23 protein-coding genes and 2 tRNA genes are annotated in these 24,982 nt (G+C 60.9%); 11 read left to right on the plus strand and 14 right to left on the minus strand.

The genetic code is table 11. The features are described from left to right. Position 1 precedes the first annotated feature (1 nt). Complete coding sequence (locus ACZ5WW_RS05105) at positions 2–613, minus strand: hypothetical protein (protein WP_377167085.1); 612 nt, start codon at positions 611–613, stop codon at positions 2–4. Positions 614–825: 212 nt separating this feature from the next. On the opposite strand from ACZ5WW_RS05105, the gene ACZ5WW_RS05110 reads away from it, so the two are divergent. Genes ACZ5WW_RS05110 through ACZ5WW_RS05135 form a run of 6 tightly spaced genes read left to right on the plus strand, consistent with a single transcriptional unit; the run spans position 826 to position 4,815 of the window. Beyond that, entirely contained in the window at positions 826–1,062 is a 237-nt protein-coding gene (locus ACZ5WW_RS05110) for a glycine zipper domain-containing protein (protein ID WP_377167083.1), read from the plus strand. Between the two features lie 41 nt (positions 1,063–1,103). Then, positions 1,104–1,421 carry a glycine zipper domain-containing protein gene (locus ACZ5WW_RS05115; RefSeq protein ID WP_377167081.1) on the plus strand — a complete coding sequence of 106 codons (318 nt, stop codon included), beginning with the start codon at positions 1,104–1,106 and terminating at the stop codon, positions 1,419–1,421. A 51-nt stretch (positions 1,422–1,472) separates the two neighbouring features. After that, the gene (locus ACZ5WW_RS05120; RefSeq protein WP_377167079.1) at positions 1,473–1,982 is read left to right on the plus strand and encodes a GtrA family protein; all 510 of its coding nucleotides are present in this window, start codon (positions 1,473–1,475) and stop codon (positions 1,980–1,982) included. 6 nt (positions 1,983–1,988) lie between these two features. Continuing rightward, positions 1,989–2,450: a tRNA (cytidine(34)-2'-O)-methyltransferase gene (locus ACZ5WW_RS05125; protein ID WP_377167077.1), complete on the plus strand. Its 462-nt coding sequence runs from the start codon at positions 1,989–1,991 to the stop codon at positions 2,448–2,450. Positions 2,451–2,489: 39 nt separating this feature from the next. Next, a complete protein-coding gene (locus tag ACZ5WW_RS05130) occupies positions 2,490–3,167 on the plus strand; it encodes an ABC transporter ATP-binding protein (protein ID WP_377167075.1) in 678 nt (225 codons plus the stop codon). A gap of 46 nt (positions 3,168–3,213) precedes the next feature. Then, on the plus strand, positions 3,214–4,815 hold the full coding sequence (locus tag ACZ5WW_RS05135; protein ID WP_377167073.1) for a glycoside hydrolase family 75 protein: 1,602 nt from the start codon (positions 3,214–3,216) through the stop codon (positions 4,813–4,815). 28 nt (positions 4,816–4,843) lie between these two features. On the opposite strand, the gene purU is transcribed toward ACZ5WW_RS05135, so the two are convergent. The 7 genes from purU to ACZ5WW_RS05170 all read right to left on the minus strand — a co-directional run bounded on the left by purU (position 4,844) and on the right by ACZ5WW_RS05170 (position 13,796). Beyond that, complete coding sequence (gene purU / locus ACZ5WW_RS05140) at positions 4,844–5,704, minus strand: formyltetrahydrofolate deformylase (protein WP_377167071.1); 861 nt, start codon at positions 5,702–5,704, stop codon at positions 4,844–4,846. A gap of 12 nt (positions 5,705–5,716) precedes the next feature. Then, positions 5,717–6,493 (minus strand): glutamate 5-kinase, encoded by a 777-nt coding sequence (gene proB, locus ACZ5WW_RS05145; RefSeq protein ID WP_377167069.1) that lies wholly within the window; start codon positions 6,491–6,493, stop codon positions 5,717–5,719. Positions 6,494–6,667: 174 nt separating this feature from the next. Beyond that, positions 6,668–8,134, minus strand: coding sequence for a glycoside hydrolase family 130 protein (locus ACZ5WW_RS05150; RefSeq protein WP_377167067.1), 1,467 nt, complete (start codon positions 8,132–8,134; stop codon positions 6,668–6,670). After that, the gene (locus ACZ5WW_RS05155) at positions 8,131–10,374 is read right to left on the minus strand and encodes a glycosyltransferase family 4 protein (protein ID WP_377167065.1); all 2,244 of its coding nucleotides are present in this window, start codon (positions 10,372–10,374) and stop codon (positions 8,131–8,133) included. Before ACZ5WW_RS05155 ends, ACZ5WW_RS05150 begins: the two co-directional genes overlap by 4 nt. A 173-nt stretch (positions 10,375–10,547) precedes the next feature. Further along, positions 10,548–11,564: a beta-ketoacyl-ACP synthase III gene (locus tag ACZ5WW_RS05160; protein ID WP_377167063.1), complete on the minus strand. Its 1,017-nt coding sequence runs from the start codon at positions 11,562–11,564 to the stop codon at positions 10,548–10,550. After that, positions 11,551–12,573: a phosphate acyltransferase PlsX gene (gene plsX, locus ACZ5WW_RS05165; RefSeq protein WP_377167061.1), complete on the minus strand. Its 1,023-nt coding sequence runs from the start codon at positions 12,571–12,573 to the stop codon at positions 11,551–11,553. Before plsX ends, ACZ5WW_RS05160 begins: the two co-directional genes overlap by 14 nt. A gap of 161 nt (positions 12,574–12,734) precedes the next feature. Beyond that, positions 12,735–13,796, minus strand: coding sequence for a hypothetical protein (locus tag ACZ5WW_RS05170; RefSeq protein WP_377167059.1), 1,062 nt, complete (start codon positions 13,794–13,796; stop codon positions 12,735–12,737). Between the two features lie 136 nt (positions 13,797–13,932). On the opposite strand from ACZ5WW_RS05170, the gene ACZ5WW_RS05175 reads away from it, so the two are divergent. The 3 genes from ACZ5WW_RS05175 to ACZ5WW_RS05185 all read left to right on the plus strand — a co-directional run bounded on the left by ACZ5WW_RS05175 (position 13,933) and on the right by ACZ5WW_RS05185 (position 17,999). Further along, a complete protein-coding gene (locus ACZ5WW_RS05175) occupies positions 13,933–14,160 on the plus strand; it encodes a hypothetical protein (protein ID WP_377167057.1) in 228 nt (75 codons plus the stop codon). Positions 14,161–14,407: 247 nt separating this feature from the next. Next, a complete protein-coding gene (locus ACZ5WW_RS05180; protein WP_377167055.1) occupies positions 14,408–15,115 on the plus strand; it encodes a class I SAM-dependent methyltransferase in 708 nt (235 codons plus the stop codon). A gap of 40 nt (positions 15,116–15,155) precedes the next feature. Beyond that, positions 15,156–17,999 carry a DUF1553 domain-containing protein gene (locus ACZ5WW_RS05185; protein ID WP_377167053.1) on the plus strand — a complete coding sequence of 948 codons (2,844 nt, stop codon included), beginning with the start codon at positions 15,156–15,158 and terminating at the stop codon, positions 17,997–17,999. Positions 18,000–18,018: 19 nt separating this feature from the next. Here ACZ5WW_RS05185 and hemB read toward each other — a convergent pair whose 3' ends face one another. From hemB to ACZ5WW_RS05205, 4 genes are all read right to left on the minus strand, one after another. Continuing rightward, positions 18,019–18,993 (minus strand): porphobilinogen synthase, encoded by a 975-nt coding sequence (gene hemB, locus ACZ5WW_RS05190; RefSeq protein WP_377167051.1) that lies wholly within the window; start codon positions 18,991–18,993, stop codon positions 18,019–18,021. Between the two features lie 88 nt (positions 18,994–19,081). Further along, a tRNA-Met gene (locus ACZ5WW_RS05195) sits at positions 19,082–19,156 on the minus strand. A gap of 8 nt (positions 19,157–19,164) precedes the next feature. Next, positions 19,165–19,239, minus strand: a tRNA-Asn gene (locus ACZ5WW_RS05200). Between the two features lie 91 nt (positions 19,240–19,330). Beyond that, positions 19,331–20,641, minus strand: a complete 1,311-nt coding sequence (locus ACZ5WW_RS05205; protein ID WP_377167049.1) for a phosphoribosylaminoimidazolesuccinocarboxamide synthase — start codon at positions 20,639–20,641, stop codon at positions 19,331–19,333. A 164-nt stretch (positions 20,642–20,805) separates the two neighbouring features. Here ACZ5WW_RS05205 and ACZ5WW_RS05210 point away from each other — a divergent pair, with 164 nt between their 5' ends. After that, a complete protein-coding gene (locus ACZ5WW_RS05210) occupies positions 20,806–22,506 on the plus strand; it encodes a glutamine--tRNA ligase/YqeY domain fusion protein (protein ID WP_377167047.1) in 1,701 nt (566 codons plus the stop codon). Between the two features lie 93 nt (positions 22,507–22,599). Here ACZ5WW_RS05210 and ACZ5WW_RS05215 read toward each other — a convergent pair whose 3' ends face one another. After that, complete coding sequence (locus tag ACZ5WW_RS05215) at positions 22,600–23,052, minus strand: hypothetical protein (RefSeq protein WP_377167045.1); 453 nt, start codon at positions 23,050–23,052, stop codon at positions 22,600–22,602. Positions 23,053–23,183: 131 nt separating this feature from the next. Next, a complete protein-coding gene (locus tag ACZ5WW_RS05220; protein ID WP_377167043.1) occupies positions 23,184–24,464 on the minus strand; it encodes a tetratricopeptide repeat protein in 1,281 nt (426 codons plus the stop codon). Positions 24,465–24,621: 157 nt separating this feature from the next. Between ACZ5WW_RS05220 and ACZ5WW_RS05225 the strand changes: the two genes are divergently transcribed. Next, a complete protein-coding gene (locus ACZ5WW_RS05225; RefSeq protein ID WP_377167041.1) occupies positions 24,622–24,879 on the plus strand; it encodes a DUF1232 domain-containing protein in 258 nt (85 codons plus the stop codon). Positions 24,880–24,982: the final 103 nt, after the last annotated feature.

Here is a 24,982-nt window from a genome sequence, read left to right on the forward strand (position 1 = left end):
ATCAGTTTTCCTTGGGCGCGGAGCCATCAAGCGGGGTGATGACAGGGCGGTCCTTCATCTCGGGGGAGATGAGGTAATTTTTGGGATTGGCCGGATCGGTGATGAAAGAGATGAGGAAGAGCTCCTCAATCTTGTCGGTGAGAGTTTCCTGGGAAGTGCGGACGGTGGCGTGCACGTAGCCTTTGTCCTTTTCCTCGACGAGTCCGAGCACGATGACTTTGAGGGTTTCCTGCTTCCGCTTGGTAGCCTCAGGAGTGAGCTTAAGCTTCTTGTGCCATGCCTCGCGATCCACCTGATAAAACTCCTGAGGGGTCATCTTCTCAAGATCGCTGACGCCCTTGACGTTGTAACCGGCGAGCATGTTCTCCTCGTCGGACATGGTGGGGGCGGACTTGATGATGTTGACCGTTTCACGCTGGCGGCGCTCCAAGGAGGAAGGAACCAGCATCTGGGATGCGGTTTTCCAGTCCTGCTGGACGACGGCGGTGAGATATTTTTTCACCAGCGCGGCACAGGGATGATCCAGAGAGAGCTGCTCCGCCTTGGCCGGTAACGCGGCGAGGCTGACGAGAGAAACTGCAAACAGGCAACGAAGGAAGAAACGCACGTGCATAAGGAAGTTGGATAGGGGGGGAGGCGGACGGCTTTGTAGCCGCAGGCAGAATGCGCGTCAAATAAAGAAAGCCGGGGGTGTCCGGAGATCTCATGGAGGGGATATTCCGGGCGAGAACCTGCCGTGTGCAGGAGGATTTCTCTTTTCTTTATGAACAATTCAGTCGTATTTAACGACAAAGCAGTCTGCTTGATCACAATATTAACACTATTATGAAACATCTCATCCTCTCCATTCTCACTGCTGCTACATTCTCCTCCTGCGCCACTGGCCCAGGTGCCCAGCAAGGGGCTGTCATCGGCGGCCTTGGCGGAGCTGCCGTCGGCGGCATCATCGGCTCTCAAAGCGGACGCGGACTGGAAGGCGCAGCCATCGGTGGCGCGCTCGGAGCCCTGGGCGGCAACGCCATCGGCAACGCCCGCGACCGTCGTCGTGGCTACTACTACTGATGCAACCAACGTCCAATCCCAGTCACTCACATCCTAAACATATGAAAAAAACCCTCCTCACAGCTCTCACTGCCCTCTCGCTGGTCTCCTGCGCCTCGGGCCCTAATGCACAAACAGGTTCGGTGATTGGCGCGCTTGGCGGCGCAGCCGTCGGCGGCATCATTGGCAACCAAAGCGGACGTGGCCTGGAAGGCGCCGCCATCGGTGCCGGCCTTGGTGCCCTGGGTGGCAACGCCATTGGCAATGCTCGTGACCAGCGCAACCAGCAGCAATACTACCAGGGACAGCAGCAGGGCTACCGCGGACGCCAGCAGCAGCAGGGCTACTACGACCGCAACGGCAACTACCACTACTACTAAACGCAGCGCATCTTTGCTTGCAGAGCAACGATCCCCGGAGAGCCTCACCTGATGATGTCAAAAATCGGTGAGGCTCTTTCATTTTTCCGCGAGAACGACTGGCGTGCTATCTGGGCACGGCTGAACATTCGCGACACCGATCCGCTGGTCCAGTTCATAAAGTACGGGATCTGCGGCATCGGCTCGCTGACCATCACCCAGGTGATCTTTTACTCCCTCTCCCGCTGGGGCATGTATCCCGCCCTGGTGGACAGCGGTGTGACCGATGCGGTGCGCGCAGTGAACAGCATCTACAACAACATCATTGCCTTCTTCTTTGGCAACATCTTTGCCTATGTGACCAACTCCCTCTGGGTCTTCACTCCGGGACGGCATCACCGGGTGCTGGAGTTCATCTACTTCTCCACCATCAGTTCGATTGGTTTTGGCATCGGCCTGGTCTCCGGACCTTATCTCATCAAGTGGTACGGCATCAGCACTTTCGTTGCGCAGCTCCTGCTGATCGTTTCATCCACACTGGTCAATTTCATCTGCCGGAAATTCTTTGTGTTCAAAGGCTGAGGCCGCATGCTGAACGTCGTCCTGTTTCAGCCGGAAATTCCGCACAACACGGGGGCCATCGGGCGGCTGTGTCTGGCCACCAATGCCCGGCTGCATTTGATCAAGCCGCTTGGATTCAGCCTGGATGACAAGCAGCTCAAGCGCGCCGGCCTGGACTACTGGCCCGAGGTGGATGTGAGGGTCTGGGACAACTGGGAGGCCTTTGCCGCCGAGAAGCCCGCCGGGGCTGCCTGCTGGTTCATCGAATGCCAGGGCGAGCAGACCTACTGGGAGGCCGACCTTTCAGCGGAGGAAATTTTTCTCGTTTTCGGACCGGAGACCCGGGGCATTCCGGCCTCCGTGATCCAGCCGGAGAAGTGCCTGCGCATCCCGATGCAGGGCACGCGGAGCCTGAATCTGGCGACGGCGGCAGGCATCGTGATGTATGAAGCGCTCAAACAACGCACCCTGGCGGGCATCCTGCCTTGACGCCGCGTGGCATCTGCGGAGCGTGCGCACCTTATTTACATGAGCCAGGAAGCAGCCCCACTCGCCGCACACGATGTGCACCGCACGTACCATCTCCCCGGGCATGACCTGCCCGTGCTGCGTGGTGTCAATGTCGAAGTCGCCGCCGGGGAAAAGGTGTTTCTATGCGGCCAGTCTGGCGCTGGCAAAACCACCCTGCTTTACGTGCTAGGAGGGCTGGAGCAGCCCACTTCGGGAGATGTGCTGGTGCATGGCCGCTCATTGTACCAAGCGGCGGCGGCGGAGCGCGCACGCACGCGCAACGAAGTCATGGGATTTGTTTTCCAGCATTACTTTCTGCTGCCGGAACTCACGGCGCTGGAAAATGTGGTGCTTCCGGCCATGATCGGCGGCAAAAAAGCCGAAGAGCGTGCGCGCGAACTGCTGGACAAAGTGGGGCTCAGCGCGCGCCTCCAGCACCTGCCCACGGAGCTTTCAGGCGGGGAGCAGCAACGCGTGGCCATCGCCCGGGCGCTCATCAACAACCCCGGCATCATCTATGCCGACGAGCCCACGGGCAACCTCGACGCAAGCACGGGCAGCGGCGTCATCGACATGCTGATGCAGGTGGTCGATGAGGCCAGGAAGACCCTCATCGTTGTCACGCATGATCAGACCCTGGCCAAAAGGGGCGACCGCCGGCTGCTTCTCAAAGAAGGCCGTCTGGAAGAAGGATGATGCGCTGGCCTTGGTGCTGAAACGTGGTTAGATTTCCCACACGCGTATGTCTTCGGAAACCAAACAGCCCCCCCTTCCCCAGCCAGGCTCTCAGCGTCCGAAACGCGGGTGCTTTGGCTCCCTCATCAAAGTGCTGTTTCTGCTGACCCTGGTCATTGCCCTGGTGCTGCCATTCACCCCTTTTGCCGGCAAGATCAAAAAAGGCATCCAAGACATCGTGGCCTCCGCACGAAGCACGAAGGAACGCGTCGTCACGCGCGATGTGATGCGTGATGTGATCAAAGAGGTGCCCGTGGTCAAAGAAGTGACCAAGGAGGTCATACGCGAAGTCCAGCCGCCGCTGCCGGAGAAATACATCCCGCGCAAAGACATTGATGTGGCCACCTTGTTCAATGGCATCACCGTCAAAACGAACCTGATCACCGAGCAGGGCGGCTTCGCCAGCCTGGAGCGGCTTGATCCCGAAGCTTACAAGGCGGAATTCCAGCTGAGCATCCGGGTACCGAAGGCAAACCAGACTCTGGACGAGCTTTCGCGCATCAACAAAAACCTGCCCACCATGCTGCCCGGACTCGAGGTGATGCTTCAGGCGGCGAAGGTGAGCGGCTTCTACCACAAGCTGTACGAAAACAAAACCAGCCGGGTGCAGAACGACCTGACGCGGCTGAACAAAATCCTGGACCGTCACAACTTCTATGACACCGAGACGATCCTCGAACTGACCCACCCGGCCACGCAGCGCCGTGCCCTGCTGATCCAGTCAGAAATGGACGTCGTGGCCGACGGTTCAGACGGTGACCGCATGCCGACGCTGGATGAGTACATCTACCTTTCAGACTACTACCAGCCTTTCACGAGCTATGCCTGGGCCAAAACGAGCAAGACCCCGAATCCGCTCCTGGCCAGATGGGAGGAGCGCCTGCAAAAAGCCCAGGATGAGTACGCGAAGAAAGGCCTGAGCACTGCACGCAACCGGGAGCTCAAGGTCATGATCGACCAGCTCAAGCTTGAGGTGGCAGATTTCAAAGTGCGCAGCAGCCTCATCGCGGACAAGGACCCCTTCATCGTCCTTTCGCTGCTGTTCCGCGGCTATGCGGACCAGAACAAATTCACACCGCAGATCGGCGACTACGCCGCCGTCATTCACGAAGGAAAAATCTATCCTGCCATCTGCGGTGACTACGGCCCGAGCTTCAAGATGGGCGAGGCCTCGCTGCTGATGGCCAAAACCATCAATCCCAAGGCGACTCCTTACATCCGCCCGGAGAGTGACCTGAAGGTCACCTATCTCATCTTTCCGGGCACTGCCGAAAAGGAACGCAGCGCACCGAACCTGGCCAAATGGCAGGAAAAATGCCAGGCGCTGCTGGGAGAAGTCGGCGGACTGGGGGCTGGCTATGCGCTGCATGTGTGGGAGGACCCGTTCAAGAAGCCCGAACCGCCGCCGGTGGTGCCGCCACCAGCCGCAGACGCTGCCACCCCGGGCACTCCGGGAACATTGACGCCTCCGGCGATGAATCCTGCCCTGCAGCCGCCTGCCACAGCGCCAGTGACTCTCCCACCTAGTGTGCCAGCCGCAGACCCGACGAAGTCTGGTGCTGCCAAGGATTCCGCTGCCAAATCGAGCGGAGCGAAGGCGAAGAAATAGGCCGCCACCGTGTGGCAGCGGCCCAGCCTCAGTCGAAGACCACGGTCTTGTTCTTGAAGACGAGCACCCGGTCTCTCACATGCCACCAGAGGGCTTTGGCGAGAACGGTTTTCTCAAGATCGCGCCCGAGGCGGACGAGATCGTGAACGCTGTCCTCGTGGCTGACCCGCATAACATCCTGATGAATGATGGGGCCCTCGTCAAGGTCAGCCGTGACATAGTGGCTGGTGGCACCGATAATCTTCACACCGCGCTGGAAGGCCTGATGGTAGGGCTTGGCGCCGACGAAGGCGGGCAGGAAGCTGTGGTGAATGTTGAGGATGCGATGCGGAAACTCGGCGATCATCGCCGGACTGATGATCTGCATGTAGCGGGCGAGCACGACGGTGTCGATGCGGTGCTGGCGCAGCAGTTCGATCTGAGCCGCCTCCTGTGAGAGCTTGTTGTCCTTCGTGATGGGAAAGTGATGAAACGGAATGCCAAAACGCTCCGCCGCAGGGCGCAGGGTGTCGTGATTGGCGACGATCAGCGGGATGTCCACAGGAAGGTCACCGGACTCATGGCGTGCAAGGAGGTCGTAGAGGCAGTGGTTCTCCTTGGTCACAAAGAGGGCGATGCGCTTGCGCTGGCTGGCGAAGCTCAGGCGCATCTGCATTTCATGCCGGCGTGCCAGGGGCTGCAGGCGTGCCTCGATCTCCTCATTCTCCAGCGTGAAGTTTTCCAGGCTCCATTCCAGGCGCATGAAGAAGGCGTTCTGCTCTTCATCGATATGCTGCTGCAGGTCGATGATGTTCCCCTGATGCGAAAAAATGAAGCCGGTGACATCATGCACAAGGCCGGGGCGGTCCGGGCAGTGGATGAGGAGGGTGGCGATGTCTGGAGATGCCATGATGAATCAGGATTACGAATGAGAGGCCGGGAAGCGCGTACAAATGCCCTGGCCTTCGATGAGGAGGGGAATCTGCTCGGCATGACGTCCGGAGGCAATGATGCACTCCACACCGCCATGCACCGCGTCCTGCACGGCGCGCAGTTTTGAAATCATGCCGCCGGTGCCGAGGGCGGATTTTTCCTCTTCGGCGTGGTGGATCACCTCGTCCACGTCCGCCACCACGGGAATCGGGCCTTCCTCGGGCTTCTTCATGTCCCGCAGCAGGCCGGGGGCGCTGGTCAGCAGGATGAGCACATCCGCGCCCCAGAAGCGCGCGACGCGGGAGGAAAGCTTGTCGTTGTCCCCATAGCGCAGCTCTTCGATGGCGACGGAGTCGTTTTCATTGATGACGGGGACGACCTGGGTGAACTCCATCAGGCGGTCCAGCACAGCCTTCACGCGCGGGGCGCGGTCAGCGTTTTCAAAGTCTTCATGTGTGACGAGAAGCTGAGCGACGTGCAGGCCGTGATCCCGCAGCAGGGACTCGTAGGCGTGCATGAGGTGCGTCTGCCCCACGGCGGCCAGCGCCTGGAGGGTGGTCACGTCTGAGGGACGCTGCTTGAAATCCAGCGGCTTCAGCCCCGAGGCCACGGCGCCGCTGCTGACGACGACCACCGAGTGCCCGGCACGCTTCAGCAAAGCGACGGCTTCCACGAGCTTGCGCAGCTGAACGGGATCAGGCTCTGGAGCGTCTTTGCGCGTGAGGATGCCGGAACCGAATTTGAGGACGATGCGCTTGGAGGCCATGATCTAAGAGGGCAAAAAGGGGTGCAGAATATGGCGGGTTACAGAGAAGTGGAAAGTGAAAAGGGATGGGCCACGACCGCAAAGGGCTGCAAAACCCTCAAAAACCAGAGGTCAGCGGCGCACATCCCACGCAAGAGGCGTGCGGTTCCGTTCATTTTTTCCAACACCGGAGCATCACTGTCGGCTTGCCAGCAGTTCTTCGAGCAATTCGTCCAGCGAGATGCTCGCGATGGCCGAAGCCTTGTCACTCATGGCGTAGGGCAGGATCAAATCGCGACCGTGAAGCATGGAGCCGCAGCTGTAAACGACATTGGGCACATAGCCCTCGCGCTCGTTGCCCTCAGGGGCCAGCAGGGGCTCACGCAGGCGGCCGATCACCTTGGCGGGGTCGTTCAGGTCCAGCAGCGCCGCACCGATGCAGTATTTGCGCATGGGGCCGACGCCATGCGTGATGACGAGCCAGCCCGCCTCGGTTTCTATGGGAGAGCCGCAGTTGCCTATTTTCACCGACTCCCACATTTCGCACGGACGCAGTATGATCTGGGGATCGCTCCAGTGATGGGGGCTGTCTGAAAACATGATGAAGAGGTTCTCATCATCCTGGCGCGAGAGCATGGCGTAGCGCCCGGCAACACGCCGTGGGAAGAGCGCCATGCCTTTGTTTTGCACGGCGCTGCCATTCAGAGAGAGGATGCGGAAATTCAAAAAATCCTCCGTCTCGATAAGCTGCGGCAGGATGGCGCGGCCATTGTAGGCGGTATAGGTGGCGTAGTACATCACATGTCCGTCGTCTTCCAGAAAGCGCACAAAGCGTGCATCCTCGATGCCGTTCGTCTCATTCGGGGACACGGGGAAGATAATGCGCTCGCTCATGGCCAGTTTTTCGGAGAATCGCAGCTCGTAGTTTGAGTCTGCCAGCCACTGCAGGCACTCCAAGGTCCGTGTCAGGTCACGCGTCGCAGGCTGCGCCGCGTGCCGCACGGTGCCCACGCTTTTGTTCAGATCGCTGCGGGTGAAGTTCTCCGACAGAGGCCCCATCACAGCGGTGGCGTGCTGGTCGTCGAAGCCCATCTCGGAGAGCTTGATCACAAAGCGCTTTTTCTTGTAGCTCGGATTCGGCACGATCTCCGGCACGGTGACAAATCGTGACACTGGATCCAGCGTGATGGCTCCCTTCGCAGAGATGGAGCCTGCGCGAAATTCGATGGACGAGATGTGGCCTTCCCCGGTGGCGCGCAGGCTCATCACAAAACGCAGCCCGCCTTCCTCCGCTCCGCTTTGATCCGGGTGGGGGACGATGGATGGATTGAAAATAGCCGCAGACTCGAGTGCGTACTCGCCAGAGAACAGCGCACCTATCAGAAGCTGCCGCTCCAGCGAAAGAGGCTTGTGTGTAAAGACATGATGCCGCACTTTCTCAAAGTGGATCTGCAGCAGGCTGGCGATGTCGAAATGCCGTGCCGCAAATTCGTGACGCACCACGTCCAGCTCTCGAACGACCTCCTCCTCTGACAGCGCCAGCGCACGACCAATGATCGTGGTGATGCGGCCGGTGTCTCCAGGGATGAAGGGGCGGATGATGACGCGTGCGCTTTCAGGCATCAGGGTGATCTCGTGACGACGCAGGCGGATGTTACTCATGAAGTGTAGGGGGGACTGTGCAGCTGTTTGGCGCAGTTCATTTCCGCCAGCGCCAGATGGAAGGCCAGGGTGGATTCCGCGCCCTGGTTTTCATTCACACGGTCATGGTGCAGGCCGTCTCCACAGCCACCGGTGGTGAAGTCATACACTGCAAGACCGAGGTCATTGCGGCCGAGAAACCACTCGAAAGAGCGTTTTGCCTCGCGCGACCATGATTCGTCCTGAGTAGCGCGTGCGGCCTCGTGGCATGCGGCGACCATGGCCTGCGCTTCGAGCGGCTGCTGGTCAAAGTCGGCACGTGCGCCATCGCGATGATAAAAACCATTGCTGCCGATGGGACGGAAGCAGCCGGAGGGTGTCTTCTGAATGGAGACGAGCCACTGCAGCGATTTGAGGCCGATCTCCAGCGCCTCAGCATCCGGCATCCACTGTCCGCTGAGGAGCAGCGCCTGGCTCAGACGGGCGTTTTCATAAGTCACGCTGTCTTCAAACCAGGGCCACTTATCCGTGGCGGAATACTTCCAGCGCTGCACTAGACGGCGGGTGAGCATCACGCGCATGGCGCTGATCTCCGCGCTGCCTTCGTTTTGCCGCAGGTATTCATGGATGCCCAGCAGTGTGAAGCTCCATGCACGGGGGGAGGTGAAGCCGCTTACGGCGGCCAGACCGCGAACAAACAACTGTGCGGAAAGACGGCGATGCCCCTCGTTGCGGGAGCGTCCTGCGCCATTACCCGTGGCCCAGAGTGCTCGCGCATGGCTGTCCTCGCTGCCTGCATCCTCCAGCCACTGCCGTCCATGGCTCATGAAGTTCCGGAACCTCCCCGTCGTGTAATTCAATGCGGCAGCCAGAAAGGCCAGATAGCTCGTTGCCAAGCTGCTGAGGTTTTCCACAGGTGGCCCACCGCCGTTTTCATCCAGCATGTTGCACAGGATGAAGGCACGCGCGTTGTCATCGGTGCAGTAGCCTTCGTGAAAATTTGGCACGGTGAAGATCGCATGCTGAAAAATGCCGGTGCTGTCGCTCATGCGCATGACGTGGTCCAGGCGCAGCGGCGGCAGGTCTCCAGAGCGGTTGTCCAGCGTCCAGCCGGCGAAGGCCGTGCGGGACGCGGCTTTGCGGTCTGCACGTGCGTGCTGGAAGGATTCGAGGTAGCGTCCAGCCATGGCCGGCCAGATCATATCCCGCCCCAGCGCGTAGGCATCCAAGCAGATCTTCCGCATGCGCTCCGGATTGTTCAGCAGGCTGCAAACGCCATCGGAGATCGCCGCATGATCGCGAAACGGCACCAGCACGCCACGCCCGTCTGCCAGCAGTTCCTGAGCATGCCAGTAGCGCGTGGAGACCACGGCTTTTCCAGCGCCAAAAACATAGGCCAGCGTGCCGGAGGTCACCTGCGCCTCGTTAAGGTAAGGAGTAAGGTAAATGTCCGTCGCTCCGATAAATTCCTTCAGGTCTTCCAGAGACACGAAACGGTTGTAAAAGATGACGTGCTCCTTCACACCGCAGTCCTCAGCCAGTCGTTCGAGGCTGAGGCGGTAGCGTTCGCCCTCACGCGCCAGCAAATGCGGATGCGTGGCTCCCAGCACGAGATACACCACATTTGGATGCCTGCGAACGATCTCTGGCAGCGCCTCGATCACATGCTCAATTCCTTTGCCCGGCCCCAGCAGGCCGAAGGTCAGCAGCACTTTGCGCCCCTGCACGCCGAACTGCTCTTTGTAGATGTCCGAATCGGCAAACGGCATGTCCGGAATGCCATGGGCTATGATGTCCACCTTTGCGTCTGGCACGGCGTAGGTGTCGCGCAGGATGTCCGCCCCCTTGCGCGCCATCACGATCAAGCGGTCGCTGCGGCGGATGAGTTCTTCCATCACATGCCTTTGTGCTGTGTTTGGCTGCCCCAGGATCGTGTGCAGGGTCGTCACGACCGGCATGCGCACCTCCTTCAGCAGCGTCAGCAGATGGCTGCCCGCCGGGCCGCCGTAGATGCCAAACTCATGCTGCACACACAGCACCTCGGCATTATTGAAGTTCAGAAAATCCGCAGCCCGCCGGTAGCAGTCGAGGTCTTTTTCCTGCAGCTCAAAGCGCACACGGGACGGATACTCGTAGCCCTCAGGACAGTCATTGACCGCGCCGACAATGCACTCAGTGGAGGGGGCCGCTGCGGCGACTGCTTCGCAAAGATCGTGGGTGAAGGTTGCTAGTCCACACAGCCGGGGAGGGTAGTTTCCCAAGAAAGCAATACGCCGTGGCAAAGCGGGCGAGTTCAGGTCAATCCTTTCAAACGCTGCGACATGCCTCACCAGACAGCCTGCCCTGCATTAAGCAATGAGCACTTTCACCTCATTTGCACGTGGAACGGGAGTCCTCGAGATTATGGAGTCGCTCAGAGAAGGAGGGCGGTCATTTACCACCGCACCACTGAGCTGGCCCAGGTGAAGCCGCCGCCAAAGGCGACGAGGAGGACGACATCGCCCTTTTTGAGGCGGCCTGCCTTGTTGGCTTCATCCAATGCGACAGGGATGGTGGCGGCGCTGGTGTTGCCGTACTTGTCCAGATTCATGAACACGCGCTCCAGCGGCAGGTTCAGGCGCTCGGCGATGGCGCTGATGATGCGCGCATTGGCCTGGTGCGGGATGACTAGGGCCACGTCTGAAGGGCTCAGCCCGGCCATCTCCAGGGCCTGCTGGGAGGCCTCCAGCATGCGGGTGACGGCATGCTTGAAGGTCTCGCGGCCTTCCATGTGGATGGTGTTAGGGTGGGATGCCACGTTTTCCGGGGTGATGGGGCAGGCAGAGCCGCCGCCGGGGACCTTGAGCACGTCTGCCAGGGTGCCGTCTGTCCCCATGACGGTGGAGAGCACGCGGCCGGGCGCCTCGGTTTCCTCGTCGGCACGGCGGATGACCACAGCACCTGCACCGTCGCCAAAGAGCACGCAGGTGTTGCGGTCCTGCCAGTTGATGAGGCTGCTGAGCTTTTCCGCGCCGATGACGAGGGCGGTGGTGCGGTTTCCGGTATTGATGAAATGACGTGCCACCTGGAGGGCATACAGGAAGCCCGAGCAGGCGGCGGAGATGTCGAAGCAGACGGCGTTGGTGGCTCCGATCTTCTTCTGCACAAAGCAGGCGGTGGAGGGGAAGAACATGTCCGCCGTGACGGTGGCGACGATGATGAGCTGGATTTCCTCCGGAGAGACGCCGGCGCTGACCATGGCGCGGCGGGCGGCCTCAGCGGCGAGGTCGCTGGTGGCCTGATCTTCCGCGGCAATGCGGCGCTCCTTGATGCCGGTGCGGGAGGTGATCCACTCGTCTGAAGTGTCAACGATCTTGGAGAGGTCGTCGTTGGTCAGCACTTTTTCAGGCATGTAACTGCCGGTGCCGATGATGCTGGAAGCGCAAAAGGACTGGGAACTAGGAGCGGGCATGGAGGGAGATGGAATGGGCAGTGGCGGCGGCCTCGATGTGCGGCCCCACCTGATGCTGGATGGATTCGCAAGCCTGCCGGATGGCGTTCTTCATGGCAAGCGGAGATGCGCTGCCGTGGGAGATGATGGTGATGCCCCGAAGGCCGAGCAGCGGCATGCCGCCGACTTCATCGGGGTTGGTGCGATGGTGCACGCGCTTGAAGGCGGGCTTGGCGAGCAGGCCGCCGATTTTCGTCCAGAAGCCGCTCTTAATTTCGCTCTTCACCATGCTGAAGATGGTGTGGGCCAGCGCCTCGGCGTTTTTCAAAATGACGTTGCCGGTGAAGCCGTCGCAAACGACCACATCCGGCGGAGTTTCCCAGACGTCATGGCCTTCGACGTTGCCGATGAAGTTGATGCCTGCGGTGTGGCGAAGGAGCTTGCCGGTTTCCTTGCAAAGCGCATTCCCCTTCTCCTCCTCAGTGCCGTTGGACATGAGGCCGACGGTCGGGTTCTGACGGCCCAGCACATGGCGGGCAAAGGCGCTGCCCATGATGGCATTTTGCACCAGGTGGCTGGGCTCGCTGTCCGGATTGGCCCCGGCATCAATGAGCACCCAGTGCTTGGTGAGGGAGGGCATGATGGAGGCGATGGCGGGCCGCTCAATGTGCGAGAGCGTGCGCATCTTGATGAGGGAGGCGGTGACGGCGGCTCCGGTGTGCCCGGCGCTGACGACGGCGTCCGCCTTGCCTGCCTTGACGAGGTCCACAGCCACGCTGATGGAGCTGTCCTTCTTCTTGCGCACGGCGTCCAGCCCGCTGTCGGACATTTCCACCACCTGGCTGGCGGGGACGATCTCCAGTTTCGGGCTGGAAATGCCCTGAGTCTTCAGTTCAGCCTCAATAGCGTCCGGAACGCCCACCAGAAAAAGCTTGGTGATGGCTGGCAGCGACTCGAGGGCGAGCTTGACGCCACCTATGGGATTTTGCGGGGCGAAATCGCCCCCCATGACATCCAGTGCGATCTTCATTCCTGCGGTTGCGTGAGAGTCTTCAAGAGCATTGGGAGACAAGTCTTAAAGCGTGCGGAGCGGGGAATGCAAATGGGAGTTTTTGGCCATCAGGGACAAAAACAAACCGGGAGTGCATTCGTTGCACTCCCGGCTGAAAAAACGCAGGTTGTCTGCGGGTGTTAGTAAACGCCTTCGACAATGGTCTTCTCCATCGCGCCAAAGGGGCGGACGTCGGCCACGCCGTCCCAGGCATAGGGGGCACGGGGGCGGCGGCGCATGGCTTCGTCACGCTCCAGGAAGCGGGGCATGAAGAATTCCTTGGTCAGAGTGGTGAGCTCCACGCGGCCCCAGGCGTCGTATTCGACGGTCTGGTCGGTGTTTTTGGGGTCCACGACACGGAGCACCGCGCGAGGCTGCGGGGCGTAGTAGGTGACGGAGAAGTTGTCTTCAGGAGTGAGGGGCACGCTGGCGGCCAGGCCCATGAGGGTGTTGCCGTAGGTGGGGTAGAAGCCGATGCGGTTTTCCAGCACTTCCTCGACGATGAAACGCACGTACTGGGGGGTCATGGTGGTGCCGCCCACGAAGCAGCCGCGAATGCCGGCGTCGTAGAGGTCCACTTTTTCGGCGAGGGCTTCCAGCAGCTTTGGGGTGGTGAAGATGGCGGAAATCTTGCGATTTTTGAGGAGCAGCACTGCCTGGTCGACCACGTGGTCCATGTACTGGCGGGCCACATCAAACTGCTTGTTGGAGATGAGCTTCTTCACGAAGCGGGGATCGAGATCGACAAAGTAGCAGGAGCTGCCGCGATAGTTGGCCAGGTGCTCAACGGCCAGGCGCAGGCGGCGGGGGCCGGTGGGGCCGACCATGATCCAGGATTCTCCCGGCGGGAAGTGCTTGTCGTCGAGCTTGTGGCTGAACTCTTCGTAGTCCACACGAAAGTCATTCCAACCGATGCGCTGCTTGGGCATGCCGGTGGTGCCGCCGGTTTCAAAGACGTTGAAGGGCTTGCCTTTGAAGGCGGCTGGGACCCAGACTTCCGGCTGCTGATCGCGGAGCCATTCGTCCTGGAAATGGGTGAAGTTTGCCAGGATGTCCTCGTAGCTGTTCACCTTGCCGCGGGGGTCGAAATTTTTCTTTGCCCAGTCGAGCCAGAAGGAGCAGCCGGTCTCCGGCGAGAAATGCCAGTTGATGATTTCGCGGACTTGGTTGTCGAGCTGGGCTTTGGCTACGTCTGGAGTCATGGGAGGCTGGTGGATTGGGGAGCAGTACTGTGAAAAGGGCGGCAGTAAACGAAAGTAGAAATCGCGGCCTTTCGGGCATTCCGCGCTGAATTTTTTTTCAGCAGCCTCGTCCCATGGGGCTACTAATTCGATTGCCATGAAAATCAAACATCTGCTCCTGTGCTCGATTGCCCTGCTCGCGATGACCTCTTGCTACGTAGGCCCTCCCTATGGGCGCCCCGTGGTGAGGCCTGTGGGGCGGCCCGTCATTGTCCCCGTCGGCGCGCGTCCTCACTACCATGGTGGCGTGAGATATTACACGCACCGGGGTGTCTGGTACCGCCCGCATGCCGGCGGTCACATCATTGTCCCGCGTCCGTACTGAATCTGGCCGCAAGGGAGTGGCAGGTCGGCTGAATGACGCCCTGCCGCCGCCTGACGGTGGACCGCCTGCCTTAGGCTGCATGGCGGCGCTCTCCCCTGCCCTTCATCCGCCCCTCGCCGGGCAGCTCTGGGCATGGCTGAAAAAATATGACAGCCAGAGCAGGATGTGCAAGGAAGCTGCCCCGCATGCTCCCCTTCAGCGCGGTGGCAGCGCTGCTCTGCTGCGCCAGCCCCGCATCCCGCCCATCATGAGCCTATCCCTTACCCAAGACGACAACACCGCGCTCTTTCGCAAAGCCTGGACCCTTTACGATGCGATCTCCGAGAAGAACTACATGTTTCACCGGGAGATCTACAGCCACGTGACCCGCATGCTGCAGAAACGCCATGAGCTGGGGGCCTACCACTTGCTGGATCTGGGCTGCGGCAATGCGCGCTTTCTGGCGCCATGCCTGCAAAGCGCGCCCCCGGCCAGCTATGACGGCGTGGACCTCTCAGCCTCGGCCCTGGAGGAGGCGCGATCGTACCTGAACGGGCTCTCCAACACCGGGCTGCACCACAAGGACATGCTGCTGGCGGTGGAAGACACGGACTCCGCCTTTGACATCATTTTCAGCGGCTTCGCCGTCCATCATCTGGATGCTGCGAGCAAGCAGCGCCTTTTCAGCGCCTGCGCGGAGCACCTGGCCCCGGAGGGGCAGTTCATCCTGGTGGATGTGGTGCGTGAAGAGGGGCAGACGCGGGAGCAGTACCTGGAGGCTTACCTGAACTGCATGCGCACGCAGTGGACGGAGGTGCACCCTGAGCACCTTGCCGAAGCCTGCGCGCATGTGGAGTCCTATGACTTCCCCGAGACTCTCGCCGAACTCGGCCAGATGGCAAAACGAGCGGGGCTTTCCGAGCCGCAGGTCATCGACAGCTACCAGCAGCACCACATCTTGCGGTTTACCGTCTGAAAGAGCCTGCAAACGGGTCTCGTTTGCCTCTGCCACTCAGATGATCCGCCGCGCCTTTTGCTTTGCTTTGGTGACCGCCGCCGCCAGTGCGGCGGACATGACGCATTTTGAGCAGCGCATCCGCCCGCTGCTCATCGCGAACTGCATCGACTGCCACGGCCCCGACAAGCAGAAGGGCGGCCTGCGGCTCGACTCCCGCGCCGGTTGGCAGACGGGAGGCGACTCCGGCCCTGCTCTGGTGCCGGGCAAGACCGCCGAAAGCAAGCTGTGGCAAGCCGTGAGCTACTCCGACCGGGATCTGAGAATGCCGCCCAAGCGCAAGCTCAAGGACAGCGAGCTCGCCGATCTCAAGCAATGGATCGAATCTGGCGCGCCTGACCCACGCGACGAAGTGGCCAGCAGCAGCGGGAGTGGCAAATCTGCGCGGGCGGATGGCAGCTTTTGGTCCTTTCAGCCCCCCAAGCCTGCGCCTGTCCCCGGGGTCAAAAACACGGCCTGGCCTGCCAATGACATCGACCACTTCATCCTGGCCCGGCTGGAGGCCAATGGGCTGACGCCTGCACCGGACGCCGCACCTGCGGTCTTGCAGCGCAGACTGGCCTATGACCTCACCGGACTGCCGCCAGACCTCAGCCTGCCCGTGCCCACAAAGCCTGAGGCCTATGAGAAGCGCGTGGATGAACTTCTTGCCTCCAGCGCCTTTGCGGAGCGTTTTGCCTCGCACTGGCTGGACATCACCCGTTTTGCGGAATCCTCCGGCGGGGGGCGCTCCCTGCCCTTCAAAGATGCGTGGCGTTTCCGGGATTACGTCATCGAGTCCATCCGCGACAATGTGCCGGTGGACCGCATGATCACCGAACATCTGGCAGGCGACCTCCTGCCGGCCAAGGACGCTGCCGCAAGGCGCAGGCAGGTGACAGCCACAGGCTTCCTGGCCCTGGGGCCGACCAATTACGAGGAACAGGACAAGGGCATGCTGCGGATGGACATCGTGGATGAGCAGCTCGACACGCTGGGCCGTGCCTTCCTGGGGCTGACCATCGGGTGCGCCCGCTGCCATGACCACAAGTTTGACCCCATCTCGGCCCGGGACTACTACGCACTGGCGGGCATCCTGCGCAGCACCAAGACGCTGAAAAACTACACCGACAACGTCGCGCACTGGATCGACACTCCGCTGCCGCTGGACGGGGAGGCCGAAACAGCGCTGCAGAAACACGAGCAGCAGGTCAATGCGCTGAAGGACCAGATCGCCGCGCTCAAAGACAACCTGCGGGATGCCGGCAGCGCGGACCTGCGGTCGCGCAAGAACATCGCCCTGAGCGACCTGCCTGGCATCGTGGTGGATGACAGCGCTGCGCAAAAAGTGGGCATGTGGAAGAGGTCCACCAGCTACGCGCCATACATCGGCGCAGGCTATCTCAGTGACAACAATGAGGGCAAAGGAGAGAAGACCATCACCTTCACACCGAAGATTCCGAAGACCGGACGCTACGAGGTGCGTGTGGCCTTCAATGCCGGGCCCAACCGCGCCGAGAGCGCCACAGCCACCATCCTGCATGCGGACGGAGAGGAACTGAAAGGCGTGAAGATGACCACTGACAGCCTCAAAGGGCTGCAGTTTGCCAGCCTGGGAACCTACCGTTTTGAAGCGAACGGACAGGGCTTTGTGCTCATCTCCAACGCGGGCTCGCAGGGCTACGTCACCGTGGATGCGGTGCAGTTTTTACCTGCAGATGAAACGCCTCCGGAACCGCTGGCGGCGAAAGCCAAGGAATCTCCCACCGCGGCCAGGCTCAAGCAGCAGCTGGCAGAACTGGAGAAGGAACTCAAAGCGCTGCAAAAGAACCAGGCTGAGCGCCCAGAAGCCATGTCTGTGGCGGATGACACTGCGCCTGAAGACGCCAAGATCCACATCCGCGGCAGCATCCGCAATCTGGGAGCGACCGTGCCGCGCGGATTCATCCAGGCCGCACTCCATGGCAGCGTCCCGGCCATGCCAGCAGATGCCAGCGGCCGCCTGCAACTGGCGCAGTGGATCACCTCACGCGACAACCCGCTGACGGCACGCATCATGGTGAACCGCGTGTGGCACTGGCTGTTTGGAGCAGGCATCGTGCGTACCACGGACAACTTCGGCTCCACCGGCGAGGCCCCGAGCCACCCTGAGCTGCTGGACCATCTGGCCCTGAAATTCATCGAAGACGGCTGGAGCCTGAAGCATCTGGTCAAACAGATGGTCATGAGCCACGCCTACCGCATGAGCTCCGCCCATGGAGGCGCGGCAGCGCAGCAGGACCCGGACAACCGCCTGCTGAGCCACATGAACCGCAAACGCCTCGACGCGGAATGCCTGCGAGATGCCATGCTGACCGCCGCAGGCACTCTGGACCGCGCCTTCTGCGGCCCGGGTGTGAGTGAAGTCAAGGCGGTGGATGCCAACGACCAGAAGATTCAGAACATCGAGTACGGCTACCAGTTCCTCGACACGCGCCGCAGCCTCTACACCGCAGCATTCCGCAATGTGCGGCATCCGCTGTTTGAGGTCTTTGACTTTGCGGACATCAACCAGCCCATCGCCCAGAGGACGACGAGCACCGTCGCCACCCAGGCCCTCTTTCTGATGAACTCCCCCAAGGTCATCGAGCAGGCGCGCAATGCCGCCGATGTGGTGCTCAAGTCATCGCCTGAGACTGGCAAACGAATCGACACCGCGTTCCAGAACTCCTTGCAGCGTGGCCCCACGGAGAAGGAGCGGGGACAGGTGCGCGAGTTCCTTGAATCCAGCCAGTCAGGGAATGCGAGCGCGGATGACGTGAGAGACCTCTGGGCACGGTTCATCCAGACGCTGTGGGCCACGCCAGAATTCCGGTTTCTCGACTAACCGAGGGATGGCCAACGCTTCACCGCCACGCAGCGGCCCACTGCTTGGCAAAGTAGGTCAAAATCATATCCGCACCTGCACGGCGGATGCCGGTGAGGGATTCATTCATGATCTTGGTTTCGTCGATCCAGCCACCGGCAGCCCCGGCTTTGATCATCAAGTACTCGCCGCTGACCTGATAGGCCGCGATGGGCAACATGGTGGCGGCGCGAAGTTTGGCGATAATGTCGAGGTAGGGCCCTGCGGGCTTGACCATGAGGATGTCTGCGCCTTCGGCCTCATCGAGCGCGGCTTCGCGCAGGGCCTCACGCGCATTGGCGGGGTCCATCTGGTAGGTCTTCTTGTCCCCGGCCTTCGGTGCTGAGTCCAGGGCGCCACGGAAGGGGCCGTAGTAGGCGCTGGCGTACTTGGCGGTGTAGCTCATGATGGAGACGGACTGAAATCCGGCGCCATCCAGCGCAGCACGCAGAGCGGCCACGCGACCGTCCATCATGTCGCTGGGAGAGACGATGTCCGCGCCGGCACGCGCATGGCAGAGCGCCTGCTGGCAAAGGACTTCCACGGTTTCGTCGTTCAAAATGCGGCCATCATCGGCGACAAGGCCGTCGTGGCCGTCGCTGTTGTAGGGATCGAGCGCGACATCGGTGATGACGGTGAGCGTGGGGTGGGCGCTTTTGAGGGCGCGGATGGCGCGTGGGACGAGGCCGTCGTCCGCATGGCAGGCTTCGGCTCCGCGGGTTTTGAGTTCGTCGGGAATGCGCGGGAAGAGCACAACAGCGGGAACGCCGAGGGCGTGTGCTTCGCCAGCTTCTTTGACCAAGCCTTCGAGGCTCCAGCGCGTGCAGCCGGGCATGGAGGCGATGGGGGTGTTTTCGCTGCCTTCCTGAAGGAAGAGCGGGTAGATCAAATGGCCCGGCGTCAGCTCTGTTTCACGCACGAGATCGCGAATGGCGGGAGACTGGCGGTTGCGGCGGGGGCGGATTGGGAGATTCATCTGCCGTGAATATTGGCGGAGAGAAAAGCCAAGGGCAAACGCCGAATTTTATCGGCTGCGATGATGCCAACCACGTGTGGGGTTATCGTGGTGGCAGAGGGGAGATTTGAACTCCCGACCAAAGGCTTATGAGTCCTCTGCTCTACCCCTGAGCTACTCTGCCGTTGACGATGGCTCCTGAGGTAGGGTTCGAACCTACGACCTAGTGGTTAACAGCCACCCGCTCTACCGCTGAGCTACTCAGGAATCACTTTTCCCGCTCCCGAAGAAGGGGGCGAGATGGATAAACGTTCTCGCCAATCGCGCAAGCGTTTTTGGCATGTAATTTAACTGTTTTTCAAATCACCGCGTTTGCCGCGAGCAAATCCCCCAGCAAACCGCGCTGGCGGTAAAACTCGACTTCCTCGGCACCTGCGGCTTCGAGATCCGCACGGATCTCTGCGGCATCGCGCTCTGCGGCGACGTGCTGGCGGATGAGCGCCGTCTTGCGGGCCTGCAGATCAAGGAACTCCATGTCCACCACGGGTGTCTGGGGCCATTTGCCATCTGCCTGGCCGGCCTTGAGCACCTGCTTGAAGGGTTTGCCGATCTTCTGCGCCTGCACCTTGGCTTCATTGATACCGGAATACCAAGCGGGATGCACGATGCGGTAGTAGTCGCGCATGGCCTGCTTGTTGTAATGGATGACCAGCTTGCGCCCTTCCACATCGAGGAAGGTGGTGCCACGGAAGGAGTCGGCGTCGATGGTGTCCACGAAGAGCAGCTCTTCGCGATCCACGGCAAACTCCCACTTCAGATCCCAGAGAAGAAGGCCTGCGCTCTCCAGCAGCTCGCGCACGGCCCAGCCGCCGAGAATGGCGAGCTTGACGGTATGCAGAAAATCATCGCTGCTGAGGCCGGACATCATGAGGGCCTCCTGCTTGCTCACGGCACGGTCTTCGGGCTCGTACTTGCTGGTGAGGTCATAGATGGGGCGCTCCAGCATCTCCCACACGCCCATGGGCTTGGAGAGGCCGAGCTCCTGCTCGTAGCTGCGTTTGGCCGCATCGCTCAGGCTCTGGTACTTTTTCAGGATGGACGAGCCGCTGGTGACCCCAAAGCGCACGATGTACTCCAGCGGCACCACGTACGTGGCGCTCTGGTGAAACTGGGCGTAGTCAAAGACATGGGTACCCAACAGCGTGCGCTGCGGCGGGTGCATGACCGGGAAGCGGCGCACGACATTATAGCAGCTCGGATTGGCAGGCAGCCCTGTGCGCACGATCTCCCCCGTCACGGCGTCCACCATGCCGACATGGTGGGTGGCGGCGCCGTGCTCCAGCATGGTCTCCATGGGGCCGGTGAGGAGCTCCTTGCGCCAGGCGGCGTCCATGGGGGTGTTTTCGATGGCGGCTTTCACACGCTGCCAGGTCTCCGGCTGGCCGAGCCTGGAGTACATGGCGTGGCGGAAGATGGCGCGATTGAGGTCGTTGCCTTCGATGTTGAAGATGGAGCCCACGTCAAAGACGGAGCCTGCCGGGGTGGTCTCGCACACGACGTAGCCAGGGTGCCCTGGCACGGCGTAGAGGTTCTGTACCGAGCCGCGATAGACGGGCTCGCCGAGTTTTGAGAGATCGAGATGCGTGGGCGCTGGGGCGGGATGGGACATGGTTGCTGGGAAAAACAACGGATTCCGCCCCTGTGCAACTGGGAACAGAGAAGCGCGAACTTTGAACTTTAAACTTTGAACTTTAAACTTCCGTCTCCTACTTTCGCCCTCCTTCGACCCCAATGTCCGTGAAATTAAATCTTTGGGCCGAAACTCCGCCCTCCATGTCCGAAGCCGCAGCCTCCACCCCAGCCTCCCTCGATTTCATCCGTGAAATGATCGCCGCCGATCTCGCCGCAGGTCGCAATGGCGGGCAGGTCGTCACCCGTTTCCCGCCGGAGCCGAACGGCTACCTGCACATCGGCCACGCGAAGAGCATCTGCCTGAACTTTGGCCTGGCCCAGGAACACGCCCCGAATGCCCGCTGCCACCTGCGCTTTGACGACACCAACCCCACCAAGGAAGAGGTGGAGTATGTGGACAGCATCATGGCCGATGTGAAATGGCTGGGCTTTGACTGGGGAGACAACCTCTTCTACGCGAGCGACTACTTTGAAAAGCTGTACGCCTTTGCCGAGCAGCTCATCACCAAAGGCCTCGCCTATGTGGATGACCAGACTCATGAGGAGATGCGCGCCAACCGCGGCACGCTGACCTCCCCCGGCACCCGCAGCGCGGGCGCTGACCGCAGCGTGGAGGAGAACTTGGACCTCTTCCGCCGTATGCGGAAGGGTGAATTCAAGGAAGGTCAGTGCGTGCTGCGTGCGAAGATCGACATGGCTTCGCCGAACATGAACATGCGTGACCCGGTGATCTACCGCATCCTGCATGCGCACCACCACCGGACTGGAGATGCCTGGTGCATCTACCCCATGTACGACTACGCGCACCCGCTGAGCGATGCGCTGGAGAGCATCACCCACAGCCTGTGCACGCTGGAGTTTGAGCACCACCGCCCGCTGTACGAGTGGCTGATCAACAACGTGGACGGCCTGCCCGGCGCGCCGTACCAGCGCGAATTTGCCCGCCTGAACCTGACTTACACCGTGATGAGCAAGCGCAAGCTGCTGCGTCTGGTGAAGGAGGATCTGGTGAATGGCTGGGATGACCCGCGCATGCCCACCATCAGCGGCATGCGCCGCCGTGGCATCACCGCCGCTGCCATCCGCAGCTTCTGCAAGACGATCGGCCTGACGAAGTTCAACTCCCTCACCGAGATCGCGCTGCTGGAGCACGCCATCCGCGAGGACCTGAACAAGGTGGCGCGGCGTGCCTACGGCGTGGTGAGGCCCATCAAGGTGGTGATCACCAACTACCCCGAGGATCAGGTGGAGTACTTCGAAGCGCCGAACCATCCGGAAGACGCCTCTGCTGGCACGCGCCAGGTTCCGCTTTGCCGCGAGCTCTACATCGAGTCCGACGACTTCATGGAGTTCCCTTCCGACGGCTTCCACCGCCTCAAACCCGGTGGTGAAGTGCGCCTGAAGTTTGCCTTCTGCATCATCTGCCAGGAGATCATCAAGGATGACGCAGGCAACATCGTGGAACTGCGCTGCACCTACGACGACGCCACCCGCCATGGCAAAAAGCCGGAAGGCCGCACCAAGCCGAAAGGCATCATCCACTGGGTCAGCGCGCGCCATGCCATCGACGCCACCGTGCGCCTGTATGACCGCCTCTTCACCGTGGAAACACCGGATGCGGATGCCGGCGAGGACGGCGATTTTACGAAGTTCCTGAATCCCGCATCGCTGGAAGTCATCACGAATGCGAAGCTGGAACCCTCATTGAAGGACGCCGCCCCCGGCAGCCTGTGGCAGTTTGAGCGCGTGGCGTATTTCTATGCCGACCCGATTGATTCGAAGCCCGGAGCGCCGGTGTTTAACCGCACGGTGACGCTGAAGGATGGGTGGGTGAAGAAGTGATCAAGCGCCCCCCCTAGGGCGACTTTGAGAGACAGGCTGCCGCTTGCATGCCTGCTCTCCGGGTGTGCCTACCGGTGGTATGAGGCGGACTTCTCAGTCCGCCTCTTTTGGGTCTGCGCCTCGCTGCTTCAGATGACAGAAATAGCAAACACCGAACCAGGGCAGAGTCTCCTCCTGCAGCAAAAGCTTGCTGCACGTGCGGCATTTTTTACCGAGATGACGATCCCACCAGTCCGGGCAGTCAGACTCGGGTTCTACAGGAGATGGAAAGAAGAATGGGATCTCCAGATGCTTTTCGATCAGCCGCCCTGCCTCGGAAGCTATCTGCGTCTCAGGCCACGGCGGCACAGCCTGATTAAAGATGCGCAAGTCGCCATCCGAACCTCTCAAATGGGCCACTTCTTCAATACCATGGGAGGGACCGTAGGCGTAAACGGCTTGAACACTGATCACCCAGCCGCTGCTGTCCCCGTCCCAAAGAGCCTGCACAGCCACGGGCCTGCGCTGCAGAAGAGCGACGGCTTCAAAGATGGCAAAGGCGGTCATGGCTTCGGCAGATCGCAGGTGGTTATCCGCAGCGCAGCGCCACGCGGTCGATTTGTTCCAGGTTCATGCACCAACGTTAAAGCAGGTGACGAGCCGGTCAAATGAGGGGGCGGAGAGCCAACCGGATGCGGTCAGCCCGGTGAGCCGCTCTTTTGGCGCTCCTTTTTTGCCTCCCCCTTGAGCAGGTCGGCCAAAATTTTGCGCGCGGTCAGGGTGTCCGTATCTCCAGGGCCCAGCACACGGGTGGATATGGGGATCAGGCTGCGGCACAGCTCTTCCGCCTCAGCTTTTTTTCCTTGCATCGCCAGCAGTTCAATGATGCAGATCTGGCAGCGCAGGGTCTCGCGGTGCTCGGGACCGAACACGCGGAGGAAGTCGGGCATGACCTTGCTGTATTCGCCGCCGGCCTCCTCCAGCCTGCCCTGCTGAAGAAAGATGATGCCCAGAGTTTTGCGTGCTTCCAGTGTGTCAACGTTATCTGGCCCCTTGGCCTGGGTGCTGCCGGCGATCAAACGGCGGCAGGCGTCCTCCCCTTTGGCGCCTTTGTGCTGCATGGCCATGGACCGGAGGTAAAAGGTCAGAGTGCGCAAGGTGCACTCATGCGCGAGCCCCAGCGTGCTCTCGCACGCGGGCATGAGCTGGCGGCATTCCTGCTCGGTGTCGGCCGTCTTTCCCTGCTCCAGCAAAGTCTGGGCATAATTGCACCGCGCGATCAGTGTTTCCTGATCTGCGGTGCCAAACTCACGCACGGAGAGGGGGAGCCACTGGCGGTACGTTTTTTCGGCCTCGGCATTTTTGCCCTGCTGACGCAGCGCATGGGCGAGCAAGGTCTGGCAGCGGATTGTTTCGGCCCCCTTCTCGCCATGGGTGCGCACCATGCGGGGCAGCAGCTCGCGCAGCTGAGTTTCGGCCTCCACGGCTTTGTTCTGCAAGACCAGCATGAAGGCAAGGTTTTTGCAGGTCTGCAAAGTGTCCTTGTCAGCCGCGCCGAGCACACGTGCCTGGACGGGGATCAGGGTGCGTGACATTTCGACCGCCTCTGCGGTCTTGTACTGCGAGCTGAGGGCCAGGATCAGGTGGAACTGGTGGAGGAGAGTCAGTCGGTGCTCCGCGCCATAGGCCTGCGACATCAGAGGCAGCAGCGCACGAAGCTGGGCCTCAGCCTCGTCTCCCCGTTTCAGCAAGGCGAGGCTCTTTACCAGCTGTATCCATGCCTCCAGCGTTCGCTTGTCCGCGTCGCCGTAGGCCTGCCCACGTGCCACCGTGAGTTCTCTGGCAGCCAATTCCGCCTCCTCATATTTGCCCCGTTCAAGCAGTGCCACGACGGTTTCGTAGGCCTGCGGGCTGGTGTCAGCCCCCAAGCAGTGCGTGGAAACAAGCAGCAGGCAGGTGAGTGCAAGAAAGGGCTTCATGGGGAGGATATGGCGGCTGGATGCCCGCCGAAACTGGCGCGACTTTTATAGACGCCGGATGGCAGACTTCCAACGGCGGGATTCCAAAATTTGCCCAAGGATGTTTTGGCGTGGAGATGCGCGGGAAGGCATACTGCGGCATTCCTCCCTTTCCCCTATGAAACTGATTCGCGACCTTGTGGTGCTTGGTTCGGGCATCGTGTCCGCACTCTATCTGCTGAACGTCGGCTTTGGCATTGTGGAGTTCATTCCCGACAACACGCCCATCTTTGGCAATCTGGATGAGGCGGCGGCCACGGCACTCTTGATTAACTGCCTGGCCTACTTCGGCGTGGATCTGGGGCATTTTTTCAAGCGCAAGGAAGAACCGGGAAAACCGGAGCCGAAGACGCATGACATTGATGTCAGCAAGTGATGCGACGCACGAGGCGTTGAGTAAAAGCGGAGCGCTGGATGGCTTGGAGGAGGGGGGCCATCCTGGTCCCCTTGCGGATGCGCGACGCGATACAGGGTCTGGC

This window comes from Prosthecobacter fluviatilis (genome assembly GCF_055388355.1).